26 protein-coding genes and 1 pseudogene are annotated in these 24,023 nt (G+C 67.9%); 14 read left to right on the top strand and 13 right to left on the bottom strand.

Going from position 1 to position 24,023, the window contains the following annotated elements; translation table 11 throughout:
- From CCN51_RS53790 to CCN51_RS60310, 5 genes and pseudogenes are all read right to left on the bottom strand, one after another.
- Positions 1–155 (bottom strand): TerD family protein (locus tag CCN51_RS53790; RefSeq protein WP_143676029.1); only part of this gene is annotated, 155 nt, incomplete at its 3' end.
- A 25-nt stretch (positions 156–180) separates the two neighbouring features.
- Complete coding sequence (locus tag CCN51_RS55310) at positions 181–351, bottom strand: hypothetical protein (RefSeq protein ID WP_158104740.1); 171 nt, start codon at positions 349–351, stop codon at positions 181–183.
- A 297-nt stretch (positions 352–648) separates the two neighbouring features.
- A complete protein-coding gene (locus CCN51_RS39880; RefSeq protein ID WP_055414039.1) occupies positions 649–1,059 on the bottom strand; it encodes a hypothetical protein in 411 nt (136 codons plus the stop codon).
- 569 nt (positions 1,060–1,628) lie between these two features.
- Complete coding sequence (locus CCN51_RS58375; protein ID WP_014180634.1) at positions 1,629–1,826, bottom strand: hypothetical protein; 198 nt, start codon at positions 1,824–1,826, stop codon at positions 1,629–1,631.
- Positions 1,827–2,094: 268 nt separating this feature from the next.
- Positions 2,095–2,253 (bottom strand): annotated as a pseudogene (locus CCN51_RS60310) (IS630 family transposase); the annotation flags it as partial.
- A gap of 79 nt (positions 2,254–2,332) precedes the next feature.
- Here CCN51_RS60310 and CCN51_RS39865 point away from each other — a divergent pair.
- Together CCN51_RS39865 and CCN51_RS39860 are read left to right on the top strand one after the other, a co-directional pair.
- A complete protein-coding gene (locus CCN51_RS39865; RefSeq protein ID WP_014180635.1) occupies positions 2,333–3,445 on the top strand; it encodes a leucine-rich repeat domain-containing protein in 1,113 nt (370 codons plus the stop codon).
- Positions 3,446–3,509: 64 nt separating this feature from the next.
- Entirely contained in the window at positions 3,510–4,343 is an 834-nt protein-coding gene (locus CCN51_RS39860; protein ID WP_014180636.1) for a YwqG family protein, read from the top strand.
- A 12-nt stretch (positions 4,344–4,355) separates the two neighbouring features.
- Here CCN51_RS39860 and CCN51_RS39855 read toward each other — a convergent pair whose 3' ends face one another.
- Both CCN51_RS39855 and CCN51_RS39850 read right to left on the bottom strand, forming a co-directional pair.
- Positions 4,356–4,808 carry a hypothetical protein gene (locus tag CCN51_RS39855; protein WP_014180637.1) on the bottom strand — a complete coding sequence of 151 codons (453 nt, stop codon included), beginning with the start codon at positions 4,806–4,808 and terminating at the stop codon, positions 4,356–4,358.
- A gap of 150 nt (positions 4,809–4,958) precedes the next feature.
- Complete coding sequence (locus CCN51_RS39850) at positions 4,959–5,975, bottom strand: aldo/keto reductase (protein ID WP_043487846.1); 1,017 nt, start codon at positions 5,973–5,975, stop codon at positions 4,959–4,961.
- 89 nt (positions 5,976–6,064) lie between these two features.
- On the opposite strand from CCN51_RS39850, the gene CCN51_RS39845 reads away from it, so the two are divergent.
- Positions 6,065–6,928 carry an AraC family transcriptional regulator gene (locus tag CCN51_RS39845; protein ID WP_014180639.1) on the top strand — a complete coding sequence of 288 codons (864 nt, stop codon included), beginning with the start codon at positions 6,065–6,067 and terminating at the stop codon, positions 6,926–6,928.
- 52 nt (positions 6,929–6,980) lie between these two features.
- Positions 6,981–7,853 carry a hypothetical protein gene (locus tag CCN51_RS39840; RefSeq protein WP_014180640.1) on the top strand — a complete coding sequence of 291 codons (873 nt, stop codon included), beginning with the start codon at positions 6,981–6,983 and terminating at the stop codon, positions 7,851–7,853.
- Positions 7,854–7,989: 136 nt separating this feature from the next.
- Here CCN51_RS39840 and CCN51_RS39835 read toward each other — a convergent pair whose 3' ends face one another.
- Complete coding sequence (locus CCN51_RS39835; protein WP_202948312.1) at positions 7,990–8,406, bottom strand: DUF3995 domain-containing protein; 417 nt, start codon at positions 8,404–8,406, stop codon at positions 7,990–7,992.
- 230 nt (positions 8,407–8,636) lie between these two features.
- Between CCN51_RS39835 and CCN51_RS39830 the strand changes: the two genes are divergently transcribed.
- Positions 8,637–9,362: an ArsR/SmtB family transcription factor gene (locus CCN51_RS39830; RefSeq protein ID WP_043492033.1), complete on the top strand. Its 726-nt coding sequence runs from the start codon at positions 8,637–8,639 to the stop codon at positions 9,360–9,362.
- 68 nt (positions 9,363–9,430) lie between these two features.
- The gene (locus CCN51_RS39825; RefSeq protein ID WP_014180643.1) at positions 9,431–10,411 is read left to right on the top strand and encodes a DMT family transporter; all 981 of its coding nucleotides are present in this window, start codon (positions 9,431–9,433) and stop codon (positions 10,409–10,411) included.
- 77 nt (positions 10,412–10,488) lie between these two features.
- On the opposite strand, the gene CCN51_RS39820 is transcribed toward CCN51_RS39825, so the two are convergent.
- Entirely contained in the window at positions 10,489–10,908 is a 420-nt protein-coding gene (locus CCN51_RS39820) for an ATP-binding protein (RefSeq protein ID WP_014180644.1), read from the bottom strand.
- Positions 10,909–11,089: 181 nt separating this feature from the next.
- Between CCN51_RS39820 and CCN51_RS39815 the strand changes: the two genes are divergently transcribed.
- Positions 11,090–11,899: a helix-turn-helix domain-containing protein gene (locus CCN51_RS39815; RefSeq protein ID WP_014180645.1), complete on the top strand. Its 810-nt coding sequence runs from the start codon at positions 11,090–11,092 to the stop codon at positions 11,897–11,899.
- Complete coding sequence (locus tag CCN51_RS39810; RefSeq protein ID WP_014180646.1) at positions 11,896–12,087, top strand: DUF397 domain-containing protein; 192 nt, start codon at positions 11,896–11,898, stop codon at positions 12,085–12,087. The genes CCN51_RS39815 and CCN51_RS39810 overlap by 4 nt, the downstream gene beginning before the upstream one ends.
- A gap of 68 nt (positions 12,088–12,155) precedes the next feature.
- Here CCN51_RS39810 and CCN51_RS39805 read toward each other — a convergent pair whose 3' ends face one another.
- The gene (locus CCN51_RS39805) at positions 12,156–12,716 is read right to left on the bottom strand and encodes a hypothetical protein (protein ID WP_245881767.1); all 561 of its coding nucleotides are present in this window, start codon (positions 12,714–12,716) and stop codon (positions 12,156–12,158) included.
- A 564-nt stretch (positions 12,717–13,280) separates the two neighbouring features.
- Here CCN51_RS39805 and CCN51_RS39800 point away from each other — a divergent pair.
- The 5 genes from CCN51_RS39800 (at position 13,281) to CCN51_RS55305 (ending at position 20,775) form a co-directional block, all read left to right on the top strand.
- Entirely contained in the window at positions 13,281–16,889 is a 3,609-nt protein-coding gene (locus CCN51_RS39800; protein WP_014180648.1) for a CHAT domain-containing protein, read from the top strand.
- A gap of 82 nt (positions 16,890–16,971) precedes the next feature.
- A complete protein-coding gene (locus CCN51_RS39795) occupies positions 16,972–17,697 on the top strand; it encodes a GntR family transcriptional regulator (protein ID WP_014180649.1) in 726 nt (241 codons plus the stop codon).
- Between the two features lie 107 nt (positions 17,698–17,804).
- A complete protein-coding gene (locus CCN51_RS39790) occupies positions 17,805–19,208 on the top strand; it encodes a cation:dicarboxylate symporter family transporter (RefSeq protein WP_014180650.1) in 1,404 nt (467 codons plus the stop codon).
- Between the two features lie 8 nt (positions 19,209–19,216).
- Positions 19,217–20,563, top strand: a complete 1,347-nt coding sequence (locus CCN51_RS39785) for a class-II fumarase/aspartase family protein (protein ID WP_014180651.1) — start codon at positions 19,217–19,219, stop codon at positions 20,561–20,563.
- Between the two features lie 68 nt (positions 20,564–20,631).
- Positions 20,632–20,775: a hypothetical protein gene (locus CCN51_RS55305; protein WP_014180652.1), complete on the top strand. Its 144-nt coding sequence runs from the start codon at positions 20,632–20,634 to the stop codon at positions 20,773–20,775.
- 17 nt (positions 20,776–20,792) lie between these two features.
- Here the strand turns inward: CCN51_RS55305 and CCN51_RS39780 are convergent, their stop codons facing one another.
- On the bottom strand, positions 20,793–21,203 hold the full coding sequence (locus tag CCN51_RS39780; protein ID WP_014180653.1) for a winged helix-turn-helix transcriptional regulator: 411 nt from the start codon (positions 21,201–21,203) through the stop codon (positions 20,793–20,795).
- Between the two features lie 100 nt (positions 21,204–21,303).
- On the opposite strand from CCN51_RS39780, the gene CCN51_RS39775 reads away from it, so the two are divergent.
- The gene (locus CCN51_RS39775) at positions 21,304–22,161 is read left to right on the top strand and encodes an alpha/beta fold hydrolase (protein WP_014180654.1); all 858 of its coding nucleotides are present in this window, start codon (positions 21,304–21,306) and stop codon (positions 22,159–22,161) included.
- A 19-nt stretch (positions 22,162–22,180) separates the two neighbouring features.
- Here the strand turns inward: CCN51_RS39775 and CCN51_RS39770 are convergent, their stop codons facing one another.
- Positions 22,181–23,023: an IS5 family transposase gene (locus tag CCN51_RS39770; protein ID WP_014180655.1), complete on the bottom strand. Its 843-nt coding sequence runs from the start codon at positions 23,021–23,023 to the stop codon at positions 22,181–22,183.
- Between the two features lie 179 nt (positions 23,024–23,202).
- Positions 23,203–23,886, bottom strand: a complete 684-nt coding sequence (locus tag CCN51_RS39765) for a maleylpyruvate isomerase N-terminal domain-containing protein (protein ID WP_043487851.1) — start codon at positions 23,884–23,886, stop codon at positions 23,203–23,205.
- Positions 23,887–24,023 lie beyond the last annotated feature (137 nt).

Raw genomic sequence — 24,023 nt, 5'->3', positions numbered from 1 at the left:
GGCTGGTTGTAGAAGACGAAGTCGTCGTCGGAGCGCACTTTGCCATTGGCGGTGAGGAGCAGGCCCGACACGTCCAGCCGCACCGGGGCGGTGACGTCCACTGCCACGCGCGCGACGGACAGGGGGAGGTTCGAGCCGGGAGTCATAGCGGTCATGCCCGGAGTAACGAACGTGCCCGCTTTACGGTTCCTTGACCTGCCTCCCGATCGCGAGGGTGTAGCGCGGTGCACCCCGGATCCAGGAGTGCGCTCTCTCGGCGGGGCGGGCGGCGGCCGGAATCGTGGTGACGTACTCCGGCCCCGCCATCGCCCTTCTAGCCGACTCCCGCATCGCCCGGAAGCCGAAGATCAAGGCGTTCCTGTCGACGCCGCCGGTGCTACTGGTCGACGAGCCCACCTCCGCGCTCGACGCCCGCGCCGAGCTCGCCGTCTTCGAACAGATCCCTCAGCGGGCCGTGCCGGCTCGTAGGAGACCTCCCAGCCGGGCAGCCGCTGGAACTCGCGGGCCAGGTCGATCCGGCCACGGCGCGCCAGGTGTACCAGCCACTCCGGCTTCGAGGTGCAGCCGACCCGCATCGAGTGCAGGACCGTGGGCATCAGCGTGGGGGCCGCCTGGTCGGCGGCCCCCCGGGGCACGGTTGTCGGCCTGTCAGCTGACCACGTAGAGCTTCTTGGGCCAGCCGATGCGGTCCAAGCGGGAGAACAGGTTGTAGATGTTGGTCGGGTTGAGCTTGATGCAGCCGTTGGAGTAGTAGTCGTTGGGCCCGCGGTTGGTCCACTTCTCGGACTCGATCGTGCCCTGCCGCCCGTTGGGCTTCATCTCACTGTGGATGAACAGCGCGGTGCGCTGGGTGCCGTTGTGGCAGCGCCTGTCCGAGATCTTGATGACAAGGCCGTTGATGTCGCCGTCGAAGTTCCTGCGGTGCCACTGAATGGCGTACGGGTTGCGGGCGTCGGCGTTGGGCAGCCATCCCTTCCCGACTGCGCAGGTGTTCGTGACCTGGCCAGATCCCGCCTTGTACTTCGCGATCACCTTGTCCCGGCCCGGAACCCGCTTCACCAGCTGGAGCGTGGAGTTGGTGACGGAGCCCTTGTCGAATCGCAGGTAGTGGCTGTCCGTCGCCGCTGCGGACGCGCCGCCTTCGGTGCGTGCCTGCGCTGGTGAGGTCGCAGCTTGAAATCGGGCTGTACCGGCTGGTCAGGGGCGGGTGGACCAGAATGACCTGACCATGACGGAGCGCACCGGGAGCCACCGCCGCGCGCCGGACTGCTACCGGCAGGCGGTGGCGATCTTCCGTGATCTCGGCAACACCAATGACGAGGCCGACACCCTCGTCCGCCTCGCGAGGTCCACCTTGCTCTCGGCGACCGCCAGCAGGCCCGTGCCGCGACGTCCGGCGGGCGTGGACCCGTCATCACCCACCCGGAGCCGGGCCGCACTGGGATGGCGTGCGCCCACCGCCTTGAGCCGCCTTGTCGATCGCGCCGTTGGACGGGTCCGCGATCGCCACGGCGCACTTCCGGCGCTTCCGTTGGCGCGGATCACCAGGGAATTCGGGTGGGCGGCCAGTGAAGTTGAACTCGTGATGTCGGTCGGTTCGGAGACCGCTGGACGCTGGCCGTCAGGGATCAGGAGCGTGTCTGCAGCCAGTGACGTGCGCCGGCCAGAGTCACCTCGATGTCGTCGCTCCATGAACAGACTTCCAGCCACGACAGGTAGCCGCCCTGCGCGGAGACCAGGACCTTACCGGGGTACTCACCCGCCTCGGTGACGAGCTGCGCTTCGGCCACCACGACAGTGCCGGGGCCGGTGGGTGCGGGCTCCATCTCGCTGGTGCCAAGTTCGAAGTAGGCGGTACCGCACCCGCATGTGCAGCGCGCTCGGACGCTGAGGTGCGGAACCTGCCTTCGGAGCGCGACATGAACTGGATTGTCCGTGTTCAGGACTACAGCAAGCACGGCGGCCACGTCGCCAGGCAGGCTCTCGGTCATCCGTAACCGTATCTGCCAGGGACTTTTAGCCCCGACCGTGCCTGGCCCATCGCCGTTCGGCCAGCCAGCGCTTTCACGCGTCCAGGACCAGGTCGGCGTCAGCGGCTGACCGGCCTCGTCCTCGAAGACGATCCATCCGTCGCAGGCCGCCGCGAGCTCTGGTCGTCTGCCCAGCCTCGAACCGGGCCACCGCATCCAGGCGCATTCGCTCGCGAGCACCCCTCTCGGCGTCGGTGAAGCCCCCACCTTGCGCATACCTCACAGCCATGGGTGGCGCCCCGCGGTTCGGCGCGGCAGAATTCGATCTTCCCGTCACAGCGGCCCGTTCCGAGGGATCACTCATGTCCGAGTACGACGAACCGTTCGAGATGGACGACGACGATGATTCGTTCGCCCTGGAGGACGCGGAAGAACTCATCGCCCAGGTCATCGACGACGGCGATACGTCCCTGGAGCTCGGTCATCTGTCGCTGCCGGTCGTCCCCGCCTTGCTGGCCGAGGCCACCGCGCTGACCCGACTCGACCTCAGCGACGGCACGTTCACCGAGGTGCCCGACTTCCTGGGCGACCTCACAGGGCTCACCCACCTCTCCCTCAGCGACAACCGGCTGGAGGAACTACCCGAATCGCTGGGCAACCTCAGCGCGCTCACCGAGTTCGTGCTGAACGGAAACCGGCTCGCGCAGATACCCATATGGGTGCGGCAGCTGACCGAACTCACCGACCTCGCCCTTCGTGACAACAAGCTCACCGAGCTCCCCGAGTTCCTGGGCGGCCTGAAAAAGCTCGCCAGCCTCGACGTCGGCAGCAATCGCATCTCCGCCGTGCCGAGCTCATTGGGCGATCTCGCCGCCCTCAGTGAGCTCGATCTGTCCGGCAACCGGCTCGTCGAGATCCCCCGGACACTCGGGAAGCTGACCGCCCTCACCGAACTCAACCTGGACTTCAACCGCCTCGCCGAGCTGCCCGCATCGCTCGGGGAGCTGGCCAACCTCAGCCATCTCCTGCTGGGCAGTAACCGACTCACCCGGCTGCCCGCGGAGCTGAGCGGGCTCACCGCCCTGCGCTGGCTGAACCTGGACCGCAACGAACTGACCGAGTTGCCCCCATGGGCCGGGGGTTTCACCGCGCTGACCGGCATCAACCTCGGCTTCAACCGGCTCACGGCGCTGCCCGAAACGCTGGGTGGCCTCACCGCGCTGACGAGTCTCAGCCTCCGCGGCAACCGGCTGACCGAACTGCCTGCGTCGATGGCCGGCCTCACCGCGCTCACCAGCCTTGACCTGGGCGACAACGAACTCACCGACCTGCCCGCATGGGTGGGCGACCTCCCGGCCCTCACCTCGCTCCGGCTGGACGGCAACAGGTTCAGCCACGCGCCGAGGTGGCTGGCAGACCACGAACGCCTCGTCGTCCACCTGGGCGAAGGCCGTGTCCTGAGAAACGATCCATGATGTGCCGCGGGCGCCACGACCTTCGTACGCCCGACTGTCGGACCCGCCCGCCATCATGACCCGTATGAGCACCGCACCTGACCCGCTGCACGCCCTGGCCCGTACCCATCTGCCCCCCGACCTCGCCGACCGCTGGATCGCGCTGCTGCGCCCGGCCGCCCACCTCCGGAAGGCCGAGCCCGCCGATCCGGTCGTCGGCCGGCTCGGCGGACTGCCCCGGCTGCCCGAGGGCGTGGACTGGCCGGTGTGGGAGGGGCACGGGCCGCTGCCGTTCGTCGCGGCGGTCGACTGTGCCGCGCTGCCCAGGGAGACGCTGGACGTACCGCTGCCCGCCGACGGCCGGCTCGCCTTCTTCTATTACGGCGACGAGGACGACGACGCGCTGGTTGACACCGCCGACCCGGACACCTGGGCCGGTGCCCGCGTCCTCCACCTCCCGCCCGAGTCCGCCACCGCACCCGAGCGGCCCGCACCGGCGGGCCTCACCCCGTTTCCGGAGGTGCCGCTGACCGTCCGTACGGGCCCGAGCGCGCCCGACTTCGACTCGCTCGCGCTGACCGCCGCGTTCGGTGAGGACGAGCTTCCGGACGCGTTCAAGCGGGCGGTGTGGAGTCACCAGAGCGGTGTCGCGCATCAGATCGGCGGCCATGCCCAGTCCGTCCAGACCGCCGTGGAGATCGTGGTGGCCCATGGCGCGCTGGGCGGCGGTGATCTGTCGTGGGAGGACCCGCGGATCGAGAAGGAGGCGGAGGGGTGGGTGCTGCTCGCTCAGCTCGACTCCGACGAGGACGCGGACGTGATGTGGGGCGACGGCGGTGCGCTGTACTGGCTGATCCGCCCCGATGACCTGGCCGCGGGCCGCTTCGAGAAGGCCATGTTCACGTGGCAGTGCTGCTGAGACCCAATGGGCTCACGCGGTGACCCGGGCTTCGGTGCACTTGTCGGCGGTTCCCCTGACCACGCATACGCGCATGACGTAGGTGTGGTCCTCCGACAGGTCCCCTGTCGTCCAGGGGCTGCGGTAGGGCGAGTCGTGACCCCGAGTCGTGGCCTTCCGGCCGTCGTACGTGAGAACGGCCTCGATTCCATACCCGTCCGCGTTGCTGTCGCGCACGCGCATGGCGTCACCGGGGTCCCCGTTGTAGGGGTCCTGGCGCCACTCCGCGTACCCCGCGGATATGCCTCCGGACAGATCGACCATGACCATGCGCCCGTTGTCCAGCCACGTGGGTGTGAAAGAGAATTCGTCCAGGGAAGGGATGGCCGCCGCCGGCTCAGCACTGACGAGCGCAGTGCCGACGAAGACGGCGGCCGTACCCAGGACGACGCCGAGTCTCTTGCTGATGGGGCTGATGGGGTTCATGCCGCTCCTCCTGTCTGCGGTGCTTCGGCCGCTGTCTGCGGTGCCTCGGCCGACGCACTCAATGCTGACGTGAGAAGCCACTGGTGTCCTTGACGCTGCGTCTCCACTTACTTGACGCAGCGTCTACACCCGATGCCCCGCCGCGCGGGCTCACCAGTTCGGCATCATCTCCTCGGGATAGCGGGAGCCGGCCGCGCCGCGCGGCAGGATCTCCCGGATACGGGCCAGGTCCCCGGGCGTGAGGGTGACCTGTGCGGCGGCCACGTTCTCCGCCAGGCGGTGCGGGCTGCGGGTGCCCGGGATCGGCACGATGTCCTCGCCCTGGGCCAGCAGCCAGGCCAGCGCCAGCTGGGTGACGGCGATGCCCTTGGCGTCGGCGAGAGCGGTGAGCTCGCGGACGGCGGCCAGGTTCTTCTCGTAGTTGCCGGGCTGCCAGCGGTCGTCCCAGCTGCGCATGTCGTCCGCCGGGTACTCGGCGGCGGGCTTCACCGCGCTGGTGAGGAAGCCGCGGCCCAGCGGCGAGTACGGCACGAAGCCGATCCCCAGCTCGCGCACCACCGGCAGCACCTCGACCTCCACGGCCCGCTCGAACACCGAGTACTCGGTCTGCAGCACCGACACCGGGTGCACGGCGTGGGCGCGCCGGATGATGTCGGGGCCCGCCTCGCTCAGCCCGAAGTAGCGCACCTTGCCTTCGGCGATCAGCTCGCCGACCGTGCCGGCTACGTCCTCGATGGGCACGTTCGGGTCGACCCGGTGCTGGTACAGCACATCGATGCGGTCGGTGTCGAGGTGGCGCAGGCTGTTCTCGGTGACCTCGCGGATGTGCTCGGGGCGGCTGTCCATGGCGTGTCCGACCTTGCCGGGATCGCTCAGGTCGAAGCCGAACTTGGTGGCGATGACGACCTCGTCGCGGAAGCCCTTCACGGCCCGGCCGAGCAGCTGCTCATTGCTGCCGGTGCCCATTCCGTACAGCTCGGCGGTGTCGAAGAGGGTGACGCCGAGTTCGTGGGCGCGGTGGATGGTGGCGATCCCGCCCTGCTCGTCCCCGGCCCCGTACGCCATCGTCATGCCCATGGTGCCCAGGCCGATCGCCCCGACTTCGAGGCCCTGGGTGCCGAGCCTGCGGTGCGGGAGGCCAATGGGGCCGGTGTTGTTCTGTGTCATGCCCTCCACGGTAGGAACGCGGCCGCGGGGCGTCATGGGCCACGGATCGCATAGGATTGCCTGATCCTCTCATGCGAAGGGTGTGTCCCATGCTCGACGAGCTCGCCGCGGCCATCGACCGACACGGGCGGGCGCTGTGGTCCGAGACCGCGGTGCCCCGGCTCCTGGTGGTCGCGATCGACGAGCCCATGGACCCCATCGACGTGCTGTACGAGCCCATGATCTGCTTCATCGCCGACGGCGCCAAGCGCACCGTCGCCGGAGACCGCAGCTGGGTCACCCCGCCCGGGGCGATGCTTCTGAACACGCTCGACCTGCCCGTCACCGCCGTCTTCGAGAAGGTGCCGTACCGGTCCGCGGTCATGCGGCTCGACGGTGCGGTGCTCGCCGAGCTGCTGCTGGAGCTCGACGGGGCCGGGCCGGGAGTGCCATCGCCGGCGACCGTCGGCGGGCAGATCACCGCGCCGATGGCCCCGGAGCTCATCGACGCGGTCACCCGCTGGGTCCGGCTCCTCGAAACCCCGGACGACATCCGCCCCCTGGCCGCCCGTATCGAGAGCGAGATCCTTTACAGGCTGCTGCGCAGCCCGCTCGGCCCCGTCCTGCGCCAGTGGTCACTGGCCGACTCCGCCGCGTCCCGGGTGCGCGCGACGGCCGCATGGATCTTCGCCCACTACACCGAAACGCTCAGCATCGACGAGATCGCCGCCGTGGCCCATATGAGCCCCGCCACCCTCCACCGGCACTTCAAAGCCGCCACCGGCATGAGCCCGCTCAAGTTCCAGAAACACCTGCGGCTGCAGGAGGCGCGGCGGCGCCTGGTCGCGGGCAACACGACGGCGGCCCAGGCCGCCGAGGCGGTCGGCTACATCAGCGCGACCCAGTTCAACCGCGAATACCGCCGCGCCTATGGACTGCCCCCCGGCCAGGACGCGGCCCGGCTGCGCGCCTAGCGCGCTGGGAGACACTGGCTCTCTCGTTGATCGACCGCGTTGAGGGAGAATCATGGACCAGCCGCCGGTTCCCGCCAGTGTCACCAGCGTGATCACCTCCGGAAAGCTGCCGTCGGAATTCACCGCGTTCTTCACCCCTGCCGGAGAGCTGACCGACGAGACGTACTGGTCCCATGTCGCGTCAGCCGTGGAGGCATACCTGGCGACCGCGCGCGTGGACGAGAACGTACGAGGGGCCCTGGCGCTCGCCGGGGCGTACGGCTGGCTGGACTCCCTGGACGACGGCGCGGACCCCGACCAGATGGACGAGGACAGCGACCGGTCCATCGCACTGCTACGGGAAGCCGAAGCCCACGGCATCGACGAGGACGAGACCTATGAGCTGTGGCGGTATGCCGAACACATAGGGAGCCGCGCAGCCGAGCTCAACGACTACCTCGCGGAAATGGACGCCTATGTGGCCAAGCACGGGGCGACGCCGCAGGGCCGGCTGGACGCGAAGTTGGGGCAGGCGCACGAGCTCTACTCCGCCGGCGAGCGGGCCGCTGCGATCGTGTTGTTCCGTGAGGTCGCCGAAATCGATCCCTGGGGCGGTGAGTTCAGCGGCTGTTTCGACCGTATCGACATCGGCTGGTGCCGTCTGCTGCACGACGCGGCCCAGGTGGAGGGCCCGGAGGCGGCGCGGAAGATATGGCAGGAAGCCAGGGTGCATCACCGGGCGGCGAGGTTTCCCGTCACGATGCACGCCTGGCCGTTGGTCGAGATGCTGTTGGGCACGGGGGTGCCGGACATCATCGAGGTGATCATTCACGAGTGGCTGGACGCCGCGATAGAGGACGGGAGGGGGGAGGTGCCGGTGACCGAGGATGAGCACCGTGTCTATGAGCTTGCCCTGGCCGAACTCGAAGGGTCTCCTCATCGCTAGACGATCAAGTCCGATGTGCGCCCTTGCGCTTCTCCTCGCGTTTGAACGAGGGCCGCAGCAGGTCGATCCCGCGCATCGCCAGGTCGTCGTTCACGCCAGGATCTTGGAGGCCCTGTCCGTGTTCCCCGGCGCGCCGTCAGGCGGCACCGCTACTCGGGCCACTCGCTCTTCCGAACTGCCGTGCGGCCAGACCGAAGACGAGACCGCCGACCAGGAACCAGGGATTCCAGAGCGCCAGCGTCCACAGCCGCTGTTCCGGGCTCACGTCTGTCTCCTGGCCCGTTGCGTCACTCAGCAGCAGCACCTCGACGGCGATGCCGCGCACCACCAGCACAGCGCAGACGCACCAGCCCAGGGTCTTGACCGCCCGTCCGGCCAGGCCATGAGGCCGTGGCCGGGCGAGAAGCCATCCCAGCAAGCCGCCGACAAGGCACAGCATTCCCACACCCCACAAGCCCACCACCACGAACCACCCGGGGCGTTCCTCGGCCAAGGGCCCCGCCGAGACACTCAGGCCCCAGCTGCCGCCGAGCGCCCAGTAGAAATGAAGCACAGCGAAAGCGACCGCCCACGTACACGCGATACGCCCCCACCGCCGCGGCGTTGTCTTGTCCTGTGGATCTTCATGCATAGCGAGGAGCATGCCACTGCCGTGGCGCACAGTCGCCGGCAGCGCTGAGAAACCGGGACGCCCGCCATCCAGTCGGCCACCACATGCGACCGGACACATCGGACTTGATCATCTAGGTAAAGCTTCGGCAGACACCGAAATGTTGGGGCATGATGGGGGACGTGACCGATTCCCCTCCGCCCGCCGCCCGCCTTGCCGCCCTCGCCGGCGCCATGGCCGACGAGACCCGGGCCGCGATCTGCATGGCGCTACTCGAAGGACGCGCGTGGAGCGCCGGTGAACTGGCCCGGATCACCGGGGTCACGCCCTCCACCGCGAGCGGGCATCTGAGCCGCCTGCTGGACGCCGGGATCTGCGTGACCGAACGGCAGAGCCGCTACACGTACGTACGGATCGCCGACGCGGAAACCGCCCGCCTCGTCGACTCCCTCGCCTCACACGCCATCCCCGGCCGGGACGCGCCGTACACGGTGCCGGTCGTCGCCGCGCCCGACCCACTGGCCCGCGCGCGGACCTGCTACGACCACTTCGCGGGACGGTTCGGCATGGCGGTCACCGACGCCATGGCGGAGCGCGGACTGCTGCTCACGGACCGGGTGTTCGAGCTGACCGACGAGGGGCGGGAGTGGTGCGCTCGCGCGGGCGTCGACCTGGAGTCGGAGTACCAGGGCCGCCGGCCGATCACGAGTTCGTGCCTGGACTGGACCGAGCGCCGCCGCCATCTGGGCGGGGTGGCCGGTGCGCGGCTGTGCGCCCAGGCGCTGGGCCGGGAGTGGGTGGCGCGGACGGAAGGCGGCGGTCGGGCGCTTCGGGTGACCGACGCGGGGGAGCGGGCCTTCGGCGACCTCCTGGGGCTCACGCCCGACGCCTGGCAGTGACCCGCCGCAACTTTTGACAGTCGAATATTTCGGTGGACACCAAAATGTGGAGACCTTAGGCTGCCCGCATGAGTTCCCGCCTCGCCTCTCCCGGCGTCCTCACGGCCGGCGCCGCCACCTTCTCCGTGCTCGCCTGGGCATCCGCCTTCGTCTCCATCCGCAGCGCCGGGGCCGCCTACTCCCCGGGCGCGCTCGCACTCGGCCGGTTGCTCGCCGCTTCAGTGGTGCTGGTCATCCTGGTGGCGATACGCCGCGAAGGGCTGCCGCCCCGGGGCGCCTGGCGCGGCATCCTCGTGTCGGGGGTGGTCTGGTTCGGCGGCTACATGGTCGCGTTGAACTGGGGCGAGCGCCTGGTCGACGCCGGTACGGCAGCCCTCCTGGTCAACGTCGGACCGATCCTGATGGCCCTCCTCGCGGCGCGGCTGCTCGGCGAGGCGCTGCCGCCACGGCTGCTCGCCGGAATGGCGGTCTCGTTCGGCGGGGCGGTGGTCGTCGGCCTGTCGACCTCGTCCGGACACGAGGGCGGTACCTCGGTGCTCGGCGTGGTGCTCTGCCTCCTCGCGGCCATGGCGTACGCGACCGGCGTGGTCGCCCAGAAACCCGCGCTCGGGTACGGGACTCCGCTCCAGATCACGGCGTACGGCTGCCTGGTCGGCACGGTGGCCTGCCTCCCCTTCGCCGGTCAACTGGCCACCGAACTGCCGGATGCCCCGACCTCCGCGACGCTCAACATGCTCTACCTCGGCGTGGTGCCCACCGCCCTCGCCTTCACCACCTGGACCTACGCACTCGCCCGTATGCCTGCCAGCAAGCTGGGCGCCACGACCTACGCCGTCCCGGCCATCGTGGTCCTGCTGAGCTGGGCATTCCTCGACGAGGTCCCCGCCTGGCTGACCCTCCTCGGCGGCGCGCTCTGCCTGACCGGCGTGGCTGTGTCCCGCTCCGGCCCTCGCGCACCCCGTGAGTCCCGCGCGTCTGCTCCTGCCCCTGCCACCATTGCGCGGGCCGCCGAGTCCGGGCCCGAGCCCGCCCCCGCCGACGCGCAGTGACTTTGCGGTGGATATGAGACAGCGACACGCCATGGCGTCGGCGTGTCGTCGTCTCATATCCACCGCAAACCCAGGCGTCAGCAGGAGTCCGACGGTTTGGCGCCGATCGAGATCTCGGCCCAGACCGTTTTCCCGGGCGCGCCGCCCCGGCGGGGCCCGACGGCCCAGTGCTCCGCCAGTTGCGAGACGAGGTAGAGGCCGCGTCCGGTTTCCGCGTCCGGTGCCGCCGTGGTGAGTGTGGGGCGCTTCTCGGCGCGGGTGTCGGATACCTCGATGCGGATCACGGCGTCGGGGCTGGCAGGCGGTGCGGTCAGGCGCACATGGAAGTCGCGCCCGGGGACGCGGCCGTGGCGTACGGCGTTGGTGGCCAGCTCGCTCGCGATGAGCGTGACGGTCTCGTTGGGGCCGGAATCGTACGGGTAGCCCCACGCGGCGAGCCGATGCGATACGAGCCGCCGAGCGAGGCGCGCGCCGCGCGGGGTCGAGGTGAAGCGCATGGCGAACTCGCCTGGTGCTGGAGGGAACTGTTCCGGGCGTGTACCTCGTGAGGGGGCATTTTCGGTCGTCATGGGAGTGAGCTTTGCGGGGGTGTGCCTAGCCTGGCCAGGGAACGCGCGTGTACTGACAGTGCTTGTACAAGCACGTGAGGTGCTTGTACAAGGGGAGTCGAGGTGTGACGTGGCAGGTGGGGAGCGGTCGGAGTTCCTGAAGAGCTTCGGCAAGCAGATGAAGCTGCTCCGGGAGCGGGCGGGGCTCACACGGGCAGAACTGGCGTCGCGCATCGGATATGGCGCGGATCTGGTGGCGTCGGTGGAGTCCGGGCGGCGCTTCCCGCAGCCACAGATGATCGACAAGGTTGACGAGGTATTAGGCGCCGGAGGTGTCCTCGCGGTGATGAAGGGGGAGGTGGCGCAGGCGCGGTATCCAGCGTTCTTCCGTGACGCGGCGCGGTTGGAGGCGGTGGCGGCCGAGGTGCAGATTTACGCACACCTGGCCGTGCCCGGCCTGCTGCAGACAGAGGAGTACGCGCGTGCCGTCTTCGGGATGGACCGTCCTCAGCTAGACGAAGAGGCCATCGCGCAGCGTGTGGCCGCGCGGCTGGCTCGCCAGGAGATTTTCAGCGCGCGGCCCATGCCCATCGTGGGCTTCGTCATCGAGGAAGTCGTTCTGCGGCGGCCATTTGGTGGAAGGGAGGTCCTGCGCGGGCAGTTGGAGCACCTGCTCCTTGTTGGGCAGAAGCGCAACGTGGAGATCCAGGTCATGCCAACAGCTCGGGAAGACAACGCCGGAGTCGATGGCCCGTTCAGCCTCATGGTCCCGAGGGGAGGCGAGCAAGTTGCGTATCTGGAAGGTCAGGGGCGCAGCGCCCTGATCGCTGACCGAGATGAGGTCCATGCCATCGCCGCGCGATATGGGATCATCCGGGCGCAGGCTCTCACGCCACGGGAGTCGTCCATCTTCATCGAGAAGTTGCTGGGGGAGCTATGAGCAGGCACATACACGAACTGGTTTGGTTCAAGAGCAGCTACAGCGGTGCACAGGGCGGCGAGTGCGTCGAGGTCGCCACCCGCCCCGACACCGTCCACATCCGGGACAGCAAGAACACCACCGGCCCGATCCTCACCGTCACCCCCGACGCGTGGACCCAGTTCGTAGGGTTCGCCGCACACCGCTGACACCTCGTACGACGCGGGCCCCGCATCGGCGGAGCCCGCGTCGACGGGTTCTGAATGTGCTGTCCGGCTCATTTACAGGACTTGACCATTCGCATATTGGTGATCTTGACCAGCGGAATCACAGCCAGTTCATGGCTTCCGGGGCTCTTGAGCCTGAGGTATCCGCCATCCGCCGACCGCAGTGTTCCGCAACTGGACCGTCCCTGGTGACTCACCTTCAGGTACGTAGGCTTCTGCTCTTTGGCGTCGGCGGCAGGGGCCCACCAGGTGACCACGATGCCGGCGAGTAGGAGGGCCAGCGCGACGGCAACGAGGTGTTGCGCGCGCCGGACACGGGTGGCGGCCGCGTTGGCCAGGGCGACCTGGTAGGCGGCGACGGAACTGTAGGCGCGACGAATGTCAGCCAGCGTGGTCGCTCTGGGCCGAGTACCGGCCTGAGCCGCGAGGGCCTGCCACAGCCCGAGGATCGCGGTGAGCAGTCCCCCGCCGATGAGCAGGGTGACAGCCATCCGCCATCCTGTGGACAAGACACTTGTCGTATCGCGCCCCTTGATCACGATGCCCGTGGTGACCAGGGTGACGAAGGCTGAAAGCCCGTTTCTCCAGGTCTCGGCGCTGGTGCGGACCACGTCCAGGGACGTGGCCGACATGGCGGCAAAGGCGTCCCGCTCGGCGAGGTCGGAGGCGGATGGGCTGCTTGTCGGCCGCCTGGGCCGGTACGCGGTCATGTCTGTCCCTGATGAGCGGCTGGATTGCTTTCGGCTTCCAGCTCCACCCGGAAGCTGACTCCGCAACCCGTCGAGCCCTCAGGTGCGTTGGGGTGCAGCACACCGCAGTGGCACGTGACATCGACGGCCACAAAGGGCGGTTCCCCGCCCGAAGACTCTTCGGCGGCCGTGCCGCGGGATGTGGTGAAGGAGCTTACTGCTGTGAGAACTTGCGTGTCGTCCAGCGGCCCCGCGCACCGAGGACAACTTCCCCAAACCCGGGAGCTCAGCACGCCTCCGGCGAAGATGATCTCGGCGTGGAGGAGGTCCTGCTCCAACAGGTCGTAGGCCTTGCCGGTCCATATGAAGTCTGAGGATCGTTCCCAAGGTTCACTGCTCTTGTGCTCAGGCGTCGGCATCCTGTGATCGCCCCCAACTGACTCGCCGTCCGTTCGTGTGCAACCTGGCACCGGTAGAGTAGATGCCGTGCGCGAGCGGCTCATTACGGCGCTTCTCTCCCGGGTGGCGCAGTTCAGGGATCAGGGGGATGCGTCGGCGCTGTTCGATGATGCGGCGCTGGACGAGGCAAGTGAGCTCGAGGCGCTCATGGTCCGGGACGGCGGCTCAGGCCAAGGCATCGTCTCCGTCGAGGCGATTGACGCGCTCGTGGAGTTCTATCAGACGCGGCATGGATCCCGTGCGGACAGCGATTCGTACGCCGACCTCGGCAATGCGGTGAGGCTGCTTCTGCTCAAGGCTGAGCTGAACCCGACTGGCGCGCCAGCAGAATTCTACGAGATCGTCGCCACCCTCAACCTACGGGCCAAGGAGGCACACGACAAGGCAAGGCGGCTGTACCAGGAGTACGACCGAACGCGGGACATCAAGACCCTCGATGAGGCCGTGATGTATTTCCGCCGCACCCTCGAACTCTCGATCCGTGGACGCGATGTGCCGGGACTGCCCCTGGCCCAGCTTGCCGCCGCTCTGTGGACCCGGTTCCTGCACACCAGGCAGTCGCATGACCTTGACGAGGCCATCGAGCTCCGTCGGCTTTCTGTCGAGTCCACGGCCAAGGAGAACCCGGAGCTGTCTCGCCGTCTGACGTTGCTGTGCGAGTTGCTGTTGTCCCGCTACGAACATGGCGGCGCGCTGACCGATCTGGAGCAGGCCGTGTTCGCCGGACGCCAGGCGGTGGCCGAAACGCAGCCCGGACATCGTCACCGGGCGTCCCGGATGGGTCGTCTGGCGTCGGCATTGCTCCTTCGCTACGAGCGCACGGACACCCTGTCCGACCTTAATGAGGCAATAGAGCTGGGCCTGACTGCCTTCGAAGCAGCGACTCCCGAGGAGCCTGACCTCGGCGGCTACACGACCACACTGAGAAAGTGCTTACTGACGCGCTACGACCTGCTGGGAGGCACCGCCGATCTGGACACTTCCGTTGAGATCATGGAGAGGGTGCTCGCTGAAGCCCCCGACACCCGCCGGGCCCGGATTCTGACCCAGCTCGGGGCGGCCCTGTACTTCCGATACGAGCGGACCGGGGATCCGCCGGATCTCGACAGGGCCATCCGTGTCCAGGAGGAGGCCTTGGCCGCGCTTGCGGAGCGCGACGACGATCGTGGGCGCGTTCTGGGAAATCTCGCGGCCTCATACCGAGTCAGGTACGAAATGCGCAGGTCACCTGAGGATCTTGAGGCAGCCATTCGACTTGGCACCGAGGCGGTCTCCGCCCCGGAGCATAACCCATTCGCATTGTCCGTCCTCAGCATGGCCTTCATTTTGAGGTTCGAGCACACTTGGGAACCGGCCGACCTGGACCGTGCCATCCGACTGGCGACCGAGGCGGTCGCGGCGTACCCGTCTGGCTCACCGGGGCCCCACCGCGCCATGGCGATATCTCACCTCATCCAGGCTCTGATGACTCGTCTGCGGCAGGGCTTCGGTACGGAGGGCCTCGACGAGGTGATCACGTGGGCGCGTGAGGCCGTGGCGGCGGCGGCGCGCAACCACCCTGACGTGGGGCTCCATCAAACAATGCTCGCTGACCTGCTGCTGAGCCGCTTCCGACGCGAGGAATCACCAGCAGACCTCAAGGAAGCCATCGACGCCGCCGAACAGGCCGTAGCCGTCACGCCCAAGACGCATCGTTGGTACTGGGAACTTCTGGGGCGTCTCGCCGAGGTGCTCGGCGTCGGTGTCGATGTCCTCGAGCGGGAAGAGGGCTCGGATCTTGATCGTGCCGTGGCCCTCACCCGGGAGGCCGTCGCCGCGGCGCGCGGCGACGAAATCGGGCTTTCAAAGGCTTTGCAGAGCCTCGGTGAAGCCCTGAGACATCGATACCGGCACGAGCACGACCCCGCCGATCTGCGTGAGGCCATCAGGTGCTGCCGCCACGCTGCGGACATCACCATCGCCACGCTGCCGGACCGCATCAAAAGCTGCGCTACCTGGGGACGGGCAGCTGTCGCACTCGGCGATTACGTTCTCGCGGCAGAGGGGTATGGCCGGGCTGTGCTTCTCCTGCCACAGCTGGCGTGGCATGGACTCAGCGGCAGGGCACGAGAGAATCATTTGACTGACTGGTCTGGGCTCGCTTCCGATGCGGCTACCTGCTACATACTGGCCGGCGAGCCGGAGCGTGCCGTCGAGATCCTTGAACAGGGCCGGACGATCATCCAGAACCAGTCGCTCCACACCCGGGGTGATCTGACGGATCTGGAGAAGAAGGCTCCAACTCTGGCAGCCGGCCTGATCCGCGTACGTGAGCTGTTGGATGCCCGACAGCCTTTTGCGAGTTCCAACATGACCCAAATGCACGAGGACAGCCCACTGTCTCCGCTACCCCGCGAACTATTTGCGCAGGAGCGTGCCGAGCTGTGTCGTGAATGGGATGATCTCGTCGCTCAAGTTCGTCGGCTGGAAGGGTTCGAGCGTTTTCTGGCCCCCGTGCCATTCGATGAGCTGAGAGGTGCGGCTGGCCACGGGGTGGTCGTCATCATCAATGTGAGTGAGATTTCCTGTCACGCTCTATTGCTCAGAGACGCTACCGCGCCGATCGAGGTCATCGACCTGCCGGACCTTGCTCAGGCCGACGTGACGAGGCAGATGGTGGCGTTCCTTAACGTATTGCTCTCACGACGCGGGCAGCGCAACAGTTCCTTTCTGTATCGGGAAGCCGATCGTCATGCTGTGCACGACGTGCTGGACTGGTTGTGGGATCGGATAGCGGGGCCGGTGCTGAACCACCTCGGCCCCTCGGACACCGCGGACGGGCTGTTGCCGCGCGTGTGGTGGTGTCCCACCGGCCGGCTTGCTCTACTGCCGCTGCACGCCGCCGGACACCACCCTCGGCATCGCTCCGCCTCCGCCTCCGCCGAGGCAGCCCGGGTGGCCGGGGTTCGTACTGTGCCCGATCTTGTCGTCTCCTCGTATACGCCGACTCTCACGGCCCTGCGTCGCGCCCACGATGATCAGCAGGAAAACCCACCATTCGATGGGTTGTTGGCCATCGGCATGCCGGAAACTCCGGGTCAGCCGTCGCTGCCGGGAGTGCAGCGTGAACTGGATGAACTCCACGCCCGCCTTCCGAAGGTCTCGATCACGCCGCCACTGATTGGGCGGAGGGCCACGCGCGAGGCGGTATTACAGGCTCTGGACGAGAATTCGTGGGTCCACTTTGCCTGCCATGCCGAGCAGAACCTCATGGACGCGTCGCAGAGTTCTTTCCTGCTGTACGACGGGCGGCTCACTGTGGCCGAACTCCACGGGCTGCATCTACCGCACGCCGAACTGGCGTATTTGTCAGCGTGTGACACGGCCGCCGGAGGCGTGAACGTTCCCGACGAGGCCATGCATCTGGCCGCGACGATGCAGTTGGCCGGGTACCGGCATGTGATCGCGACGATGTGGAGCATCTACGACAGCTCGGCCCCGGATGTGGCTACCGACGTCTATGCCGCTCTCCACCGCGACGGTCGCCCGGATGCCCGCAATGCTGCTCGCGCACTTCATGCTTCTGTGGCTGCGCTTCGTCTGCACGACCCGACAGATCCGTTGAGCTGGGCTGCGTATGTGCACGTAGGCCCGTGATCTTCTGCGGGACGTGCGCCGCAGTGGCGGTGTTCTAGGATTTCGGTGGTCGGGTCGGTGCTGAGCAGGCAAGGAGTTCTTCGTGGGTGAGCCGCGATACGTGGTGATCGCCGGTGACCTCATGAAGAAGATCGCCGCCGGAAAGTGGCCCGTGGGGGAGTTGCTGCCGACCGAGCCCGAGTTGGCGGCCGAGTACGGCGTCTCGCGGGAGACGTTGCGGCGGGCGTTGAAGCGGCTGGAGCTGGGCGGGCTGATTTCGCGGCACCCGGGGACCGGCACACGCGTGGAGCGTTTGGAGCCGGTGGCCGCGTTCACCGCGCAGCTGGGGAGTGTCGAGGAGCTGACCCAGTACGGCGAGGCCGCCGTGCGGAGTGTTCTGTCGGTCGAATCGGTGACGGTGGACGCGGCGCTCGCCGAGGTCACGGGCCTGGCCGAGGGGTCCAGGCAGGTGTGTGTGACCTCTGTCCGGCGGGACCCTGACCGTTCTGACGAGGTCGTTTCCTGGGCGCGGGTGTATCTGGGCCCGGAGGACGCCAAGGCGGTTGCCGGGGATCTGGAGGAGGGCCGCCAGCTGATCGCCGACTTGGTCGAGGCCCGGACGGGGCGCGCGGTGGAGCGGGTGGTGCAGCAGGTGCGGGCGGTGAGTGTGTCCGCGGAGGCAGCGGCGCATCTCGGCCTGGAGCCGGGGAGCCCGGGGCTGGAGTTCGTACGCCGCTACTACGACGCGTCGGGCGCCCTGTTCGAGGTCACCGTGAGCACGCATGCCGGTGATCGCTTCGTCTACGAGACGGTTCTTCAGCGGAGGTAGCGGCCATCAGCGGCCAGCCGCTCATTTTGTGAACAGCTCTTGACATAGACATTTCCGCGAGCATCCTTGTCTAGACACAGCTCATGTCTAGACAAGGATGTGCCCGCATGAGATCTCAGGAGCAGCTGCTGGACGCCACCTCACCCCCCGCCGCTCGCAAGCGCTGGTACCGGGGGCTCGGGGCGCAGGTCGTCATCGCGATGGCCCTGGGCGTCGCGGTCGGCTTCGCCTTCCCGGGCTTCGCGGTGGACTTGAAGATCATGGGGGATCTGTTCCTGGCGCTGATCAAGGCGGGCGTCGCCCCGTTGGTCTTCTTCACCGTCGTCATGGGCATCGCGTCCGCCGGCGATCTGAAGAAGGCCAGTCGTCTCGGCTTCCTCGCGCTGATCTACTTCGAGGTCGTCTCGACGATCGCCCTGCTCCTCGGTCTCCTGGCGGCGAACCTGTTCGGGGTGGGCAAAGACGCGGGGGGCCTCACCTCGGGTGGCCGCGGCACCGCTCAGGCGCCCTCGGCCGGGGAGGGGGAGCACGGGGTCCTCGCCTTCCTCCGGGACATCGTGCCCGACAACTTCGTCGGGGCCTTCTCCTCCGGTCAGCTGCTGCAGGTCGTCGTCCTGGCCGTCCTGTTCGGCATCGGTCTGCTGGCCCTCAAGCCGCATATGCAGGAGAAGATCAACTCCGGTCTTGAGGTCGTCTCGGAGGCGTTCTTCGCCTTCGTCAACGTCGTCATGAAGCTCGCCCCGATCGGGGCCTTCGGCGCCATCGCCTACTCGGTGGGCACCAGCGGCAGCAAGATGCTCCTGGCTCTGACCGAACTCGTCCTGCAGTACTGGCTGGTCGTCGCCGTCTTCGTGTTCGGCATCCTGGGGCTGGTCTGCCTGATCGCCGGATTCAACATCTGGCGCATCCTGCGTTATGTGCGCGTCGAGATGACGCTCGTCCTGGGCACGGCCTCCTCCGAGGCAGCGCTTCCCGGGCTGCTGAAGAAGCTGACCAGGATCGGATGTTCGAAGCAGAGTGTCGGCCTGGTGATACCGACCGGCTACGCCTTCAACCTCGACGGCACATCCCTGTACATGTCCATCTGCACCCTGTTCGTCGCCAACGCGTACGGGATCCCCATGGGCATCCCCGAACAGCTGGGCCTGCTCCTGATCATGCTGCTGACGTCCAAGGGCGCGGCCACCGTGTCCGGCGGGACGTTCGTCGTCTTCACCTCCACGGTCGCGGCGACCGGGACCCTCCCCGTCGAGGGCACGGCCGTCCTCTTCGGTGTGTACCGCTTCATGTCCATGGCCACGGCGTTCTGCAACACCTTCGGCAATGTGGTCGCCACCTTCGTCCTGGCCAAGTGGTGCAAGGAGATGGACGTCGAGAAGGTCCAGCGCGCCCTGGCCGACCCCACCGCGTTCCTCGCGCAGTCCGAGTCCGAGTCCGACGGCGTTTCGGCCGCGCCCGACGCGCCTGCCCTGTCCGAACCCGCCCACGCCACCCCCTCCATCACAAAGTGAGACACCACATGAGCAGTACCGTCTTCGACTCCTTTCTCTTCCGCGACATGTTCGGCACCCTGGCCATGCGCGAGATCTTCAGCGACACCGCCTACGTCCAGCGCATCATCGACACCGAAACCGCCCTCGCCCGCGCCCAGGCCAAAGTCGGCATCATCCCCGCCGAGGCCGCCGACGACATCACCGCCAAGGCCGGTCTCGACGGCCTCGACCTGGAGCGGTTGCGCACCGAGACGGAGATCGTCGGCTACCCGGTCCTGCCCATCGTCAAGCAGGTGGCCGAGCAGTGCGGCGACGCGGGCCGCTACCTCCACTGGGGGGCCACCACCCAGGACATCATGGACACCGCGGTGATGCTCCAGTGCAAACAAGGCGTCGCCCTGCTCCAGGACCAACTCGACCGCGTACGCCACGCCCTCCGGCAGCTCGCGGACGAGCACGCCGCCACCGTCACCGCCGGGCGCACCCACCTTCAGCACGCCCTCCCCGTCACCTTCGGCTACCGCTGCGCCGTGTGGCTCTCCGCCCTGGACCGGCACGCCGAGCGGCTGGAACAGGCCCGCGGGCGTGCCCTGATGGTGCAGTTCGGGGGCGCCGCGGGGACGCTGGCCTCGCTCGGCCCGGGCCCGGAGGGCCTGGAGACGCGTGCCGTTCTGGCGGCAGAGCTGGGGCTTCGCGATCCTGAGATCACCTGGCATGTCGCACGTGACGGGCTCGTCGAGCTGGTCACGCTCTTCGCCGCGATCGGCGGCTCGCTGGGCAAGATCGCCTGGGACGTGATGATGATGTGCTCCTCCGAGTTCGGCGAGCTCGCGGAGCCCTTCGTCTCCGGGCGCGGGGCCAGCTCGACCATGCCGCAGAAGCGCAATCCCATCTCCAGCGAGCTGATGTTCGCCGCCGCCAAACTGCTCCGCGACAAGTCCTCGACCGTACTCGACGCGATGATGCAGGACTTCGAGCGCGCCACCGGCCCCTGGCACCTGGAGTGGGCCGCCGTGCCCGAAGCCTTCCTGCTGCTGTCCAGCTCTCTCCACCAGGCCGAGTTCATGCTCTCCGGCCTGGAGGTGAACGTGGACCGGATGCGCCGGAACACCCACATCACCGGAGGGCTCATCGTCGCCGAAGCGGTCATGATGGACCTCGCGCCCGTTCTGGGTCGCCAGCGGGCCCACGACGTCGTCTACGACGCGTGTCGCACCGCCATCGAAACCGGCACCACGCTCGAGGCCGAACTCCGCACGCACGCCGAGCTGGTGGACCAACTCGGCGCAGAGCGCATCAGCGAGCTGTGCGACCCCGCCCGCTATCTGGGCAGCGCGATCGCGATGACCCGCAGTGTCGTCGGCACGATTTAGGGCCACCGCGGATAGGTGCCTTCGACGGCGACTTCAGGGTCTTGGAGTGTTTCGGGCGGAACCGGGAGATGCCGTCCTCGAACACCATCTCTCTGTCGTCCTTCACCAGCTCCTTCGTCACCAGCCACTGCGCCGACGACATCCCCTCCATCTCCTATGGGTACCGGGGTGGCGACGCCGGCTATATCGAGTACCCGAGCCATCAGTACTGAGCACGGAATCGGCCTGCCTATCCCTCATCGGCCTGCTGGTCGTTGGCTTCGTTGGCACGATCGATCTCGGCCATGTGCTCCTCCGCCCAGGTCCGCAGCCCCGCAAGCGCGGCTTCCAGGGACAGCCCGAGTCCGGTGAGTCGGTAGAAGACCCGCGGTGGCACGGTCGGTTCGACCCGGCGCGACACCAGCCCGTCGCGGGTCAGGCTTCGCAGCGTCACGGACAGCATCTTCTGCGAGACGCCGGGCATCCGGCGTCTCAGCTCCGCGAAGCGCACCTCGTCCGGTGCGGCATCGGCGAGCGTCTTGACGGCCATGGACGTCCACTTCGTACCGATGCGGTCCAGCAACTGCCGCGTCGGGCAGTGGGGATCGAACAGATCGCCGCGTACCCCGCGACCGGCGGCCCGGGCTCCTCTGGTGGTCACCTGTGGCTCACCACCTTCCCTGAAAGTGCCGTCTTGGAAGCGGCCGGACAGTTACCTATCGTTCTGTGGTCACCAATGGTAACCAGTTGGAGGAGTCATCATGCCCGTAACCGCCGCACACCACCTGCGCCGCATCGTGACGAACGGCGTCCAACTCAACGTCGCAATCGCGGGGGACGGACCTGCGGTTCTCCTGCTGCACGGCTTCCCGCACACCTGGCAACTCTGGAGCGGCATCATGGGCCGACTGGCCGGGCGGTACCGGGTCATCGCCCCGGACCTGCGAGGCCTCGGTGCCAGTGCACGTGCCGTCGAGGGCTACGACGCAGGCACCCTCGCCGCCGACGCCGAAGGGCTGCTCGACGCACTCGGCGAGCCCTCGGCAGCGGTGGTCGGCATCGACGCGGGCACCGCCCCCGCCGTCCTGCTCGCGCTGCGCCGGCCCGGCCTTGTCCGGCGCCTGGTCGTGATGGAGGCACTGCTCGGCCGCCTGCCCGGAGCAGAGCACGTCGTCGCGGGCGGCGCCCCGTGGTGGTTCGGCTTCCACGCCGTCCCCGGCCTCGCTGAGACCGTCCTGGCCGGCAACGAGGCCCCGTACATCGACTGGTTCCTCGACTCGGGGACGCTCGGGCGAGGAGTACCCGACGACGTCCGTGCAGCCTTCGTCCACGCGTACACCGGGAGCGAGGCCCTTCGCTGCGCGTTCTCCTACTACCGGGCCCTGCCCACCAGCGCGCAGCAGATCCAGGACGCCGTCGCGACGGCTCGGCTGACCATGCCCACCATGGCCGTCGGCTCTCACCCCATCGGCACGGGGCTCGAACGCCAACTCCGCCCCATCACCGATGACCTGGTCGGACACCATCTCCAGGACTGCGGCCACATCATCCCCCTCGACCGCCCCGACGCCTTGTTCGCGCTCCTTGCTCCCTTCCTCTCTGCCGATCTGCCGAAGTGACCGGAGCGGGGCCGAAGGATCACGGTCGGCGGTTCGGGCGTTCGTCCCAGCGGTGAGTTGTCCAGGACCGCCGGATCAGGCTGCGCACGGTGATGATTGTGTCGGCGAGGTCGAAGAAGGCATCAATGACAGTGACGTGACGCTCGTAGCACCGGGCGAGGCGATGAAAGGCGTTCTGCCACGTGTGAGTGCGTTCGACGTGCCAACGCCGACTGGCCTGAATGGGCGCCTTTTCCCCCTTGTGCGCGATGCGTCCGTGCAGGCCGCGTTCGCTGAGCAGAGCGCGGGTGGTGTCCGAGTCGTAGCCGGCGTCCAGGTGCACGGTGATGGTGTCGGGCAACGGGCCGAGGCTCTCCAGACGGTCCAGGGTCGGGGCGAGCAGCGGAGAGTCGTGGCGGTTGGCACCGGCCAGGACACGGCCCAGCGGAATGCCGTATCCATCCGTCATGCCCGAGCGCTTCAGTCCCTGTTTGCCGCGGTCGACTGGTGAGCGTCCGGCGGCCTCCCCGCCTCCAGGTGCCTTGGTGATCGCTCCGTCGACGGCGATCTGGTCGAGGACGAGGCCGACGATCCGGTCGTAGGACTCCTGCGCGAGCTGCTTGAGCCGGGCGAGAACGCCCAGTCGTATCCACTCGTCGCGTCGGCTGCGGATTGTGGTGGCCGAGCAGGTCGCGTCGGCAATCGCCTCGTAAGAACAGCCGAAGCGCAGCAGTTGCAGCATCTTGTCGAAGATGATCCGGTCGCCGATGCGCCGGCGGTGGCAGCCGAGCGGATGGTCCGGGTGGTACACCGGCCGCTCGGGCAGCAGCGCCGCGAATTGGTCCCAGAGTGGTTCAGTCAGCCATGGTGGCAGCGCGCGCACAGGTCCCCCAGTGATCACAGAGCGTCGCAACTCCATGATCGCTGTGACCTGTGCCTGTTCCGCAGCCGATGTCCTCCACCATGCCTATCCGCGCAACCTCTTAGTCGTCGGCACGATGTGAACGACCCGACGGAGACGGCGCGGGCCACCGCTGACGCGGGGCCCGCGCCGGGGCGGCGTCAGCCCAGCGTGAGCCACTGGATGCCGAGCCGCTCAACCTGCGCGGTCTCCGTCGCGTCGAGCGCCGCGCGACCGGTGGCCTTGCGCAGGAAGGTCGGCTCGTCCCAGCCCAGTTCACGTACCGCGTCCAACTGGCCGGACCCGAGCAGGAGTTCACGTACAACCATCCCGGCCTCCGCAGTCAGCCACGGTTCGCATTCCAGCGCCTCAGCCAGATCCAGGCCGTGAACCGCGACCTCCACCACCCGGGTGATCAGGAACTCCGAGAGCAGCATCGCGTCGCCGTGCCGCGTCCGCACGACACGGTTTTCTGGTTGGTCCCGGCACAGCCGATCCACCCGCTGCCACATTGCGGCGAAGTCGTCGGCGAGGGCGGCGCCGTTGCCGCACTCTGCCGCGTGGTTCCGGGCCAGGTCGATGCGGGTGGCGTTCGTCTGCGGGCTGAACCGATCGTCGGGCCGGTAATACCCCGCCGCAGCGATCTCGGCGCTGTCCGGAGCCGGGCTGTCCAGCATCTGCGGCAGCCAGGCGATCACTATCCGTACATGCCCCAGCAACTCGCGGACGGACCAGGGCTCACACCGCGTTGGACGATCCCACTCTGCCTCCGGCAGACCAGCAACCGCCTTCGTGAGCTCCCCCGCTTCGAGGCGAAACGCTTCCAGCACCCGGCCCTGATCCATGCCGATCAAGCTATCAGCGGCCTTCGCCCACCCCCGGGGAGCGGACGCCAAAAGGCAAAGGCAAGGAGAACTCTCTCCCTGCCACTACCAAGCTATAGCGCGCAGGGGGGCTTGCGGCAAGCCCCCCTGCGCGCTAT

The sequence above is a fragment of the Streptomyces milbemycinicus genome (genome assembly GCF_002154605.1).
GTDB classification, from domain to species: domain Bacteria; phylum Actinomycetota; class Actinomycetes; order Streptomycetales; family Streptomycetaceae; genus Streptomyces; species Streptomyces milbemycinicus.
This window is presented reverse-complemented; position numbering and strand designations above follow the sequence as displayed.

Excerpts from the sequence above, each read along its gene's own strand:
- CCN51_RS58375 (WP_014180634.1), bottom strand. The coding sequence starts at position 1,826 with ATGGAGCCCGCACCCACCGGCCCCGGCACTGTCGTGGTGGCCGAAGCG.
- CCN51_RS39865 (WP_014180635.1), top strand. The coding sequence starts at position 2,333 with ATGTCCGAGTACGACGAACCGTTCGAGATGGACGACGACGATGATTCG.
- CCN51_RS39860 (WP_014180636.1), top strand. The coding sequence starts at position 3,510 with ATGAGCACCGCACCTGACCCGCTGCACGCCCTGGCCCGTACCCATCTG.
- CCN51_RS39855 (WP_014180637.1), bottom strand. The coding sequence starts at position 4,808 with ATGAACCCCATCAGCCCCATCAGCAAGAGACTCGGCGTCGTCCTGGGT.
- CCN51_RS39850 (WP_043487846.1), bottom strand. The coding sequence starts at position 5,975 with ATGACACAGAACAACACCGGCCCCATTGGCCTCCCGCACCGCAGGCTC.
- CCN51_RS39845 (WP_014180639.1), top strand. The coding sequence starts at position 6,065 with ATGCTCGACGAGCTCGCCGCGGCCATCGACCGACACGGGCGGGCGCTG.
- CCN51_RS39840 (WP_014180640.1), top strand. The coding sequence starts at position 6,981 with ATGGACCAGCCGCCGGTTCCCGCCAGTGTCACCAGCGTGATCACCTCC.
- CCN51_RS39830 (WP_043492033.1), top strand. The coding sequence starts at position 8,637 with ATGGGGGACGTGACCGATTCCCCTCCGCCCGCCGCCCGCCTTGCCGCC.
- CCN51_RS39825 (WP_014180643.1), top strand. The coding sequence starts at position 9,431 with ATGAGTTCCCGCCTCGCCTCTCCCGGCGTCCTCACGGCCGGCGCCGCC.
- CCN51_RS39820 (WP_014180644.1), bottom strand. The coding sequence starts at position 10,908 with ATGCGCTTCACCTCGACCCCGCGCGGCGCGCGCCTCGCTCGGCGGCTC.
- CCN51_RS39810 (WP_014180646.1), top strand. The coding sequence starts at position 11,896 with ATGAGCAGGCACATACACGAACTGGTTTGGTTCAAGAGCAGCTACAGC.
- CCN51_RS39790 (WP_014180650.1), top strand. The coding sequence starts at position 17,805 with ATGAGATCTCAGGAGCAGCTGCTGGACGCCACCTCACCCCCCGCCGCT.
- CCN51_RS39785 (WP_014180651.1), top strand. The coding sequence starts at position 19,217 with ATGAGCAGTACCGTCTTCGACTCCTTTCTCTTCCGCGACATGTTCGGC.
- CCN51_RS55305 (WP_014180652.1), top strand. The coding sequence starts at position 20,632 with ATGCCGTCCTCGAACACCATCTCTCTGTCGTCCTTCACCAGCTCCTTC.
- CCN51_RS39775 (WP_014180654.1), top strand. The coding sequence starts at position 21,304 with ATGCCCGTAACCGCCGCACACCACCTGCGCCGCATCGTGACGAACGGC.
- CCN51_RS39765 (WP_043487851.1), bottom strand. The coding sequence starts at position 23,886 with ATGGATCAGGGCCGGGTGCTGGAAGCGTTTCGCCTCGAAGCGGGGGAG.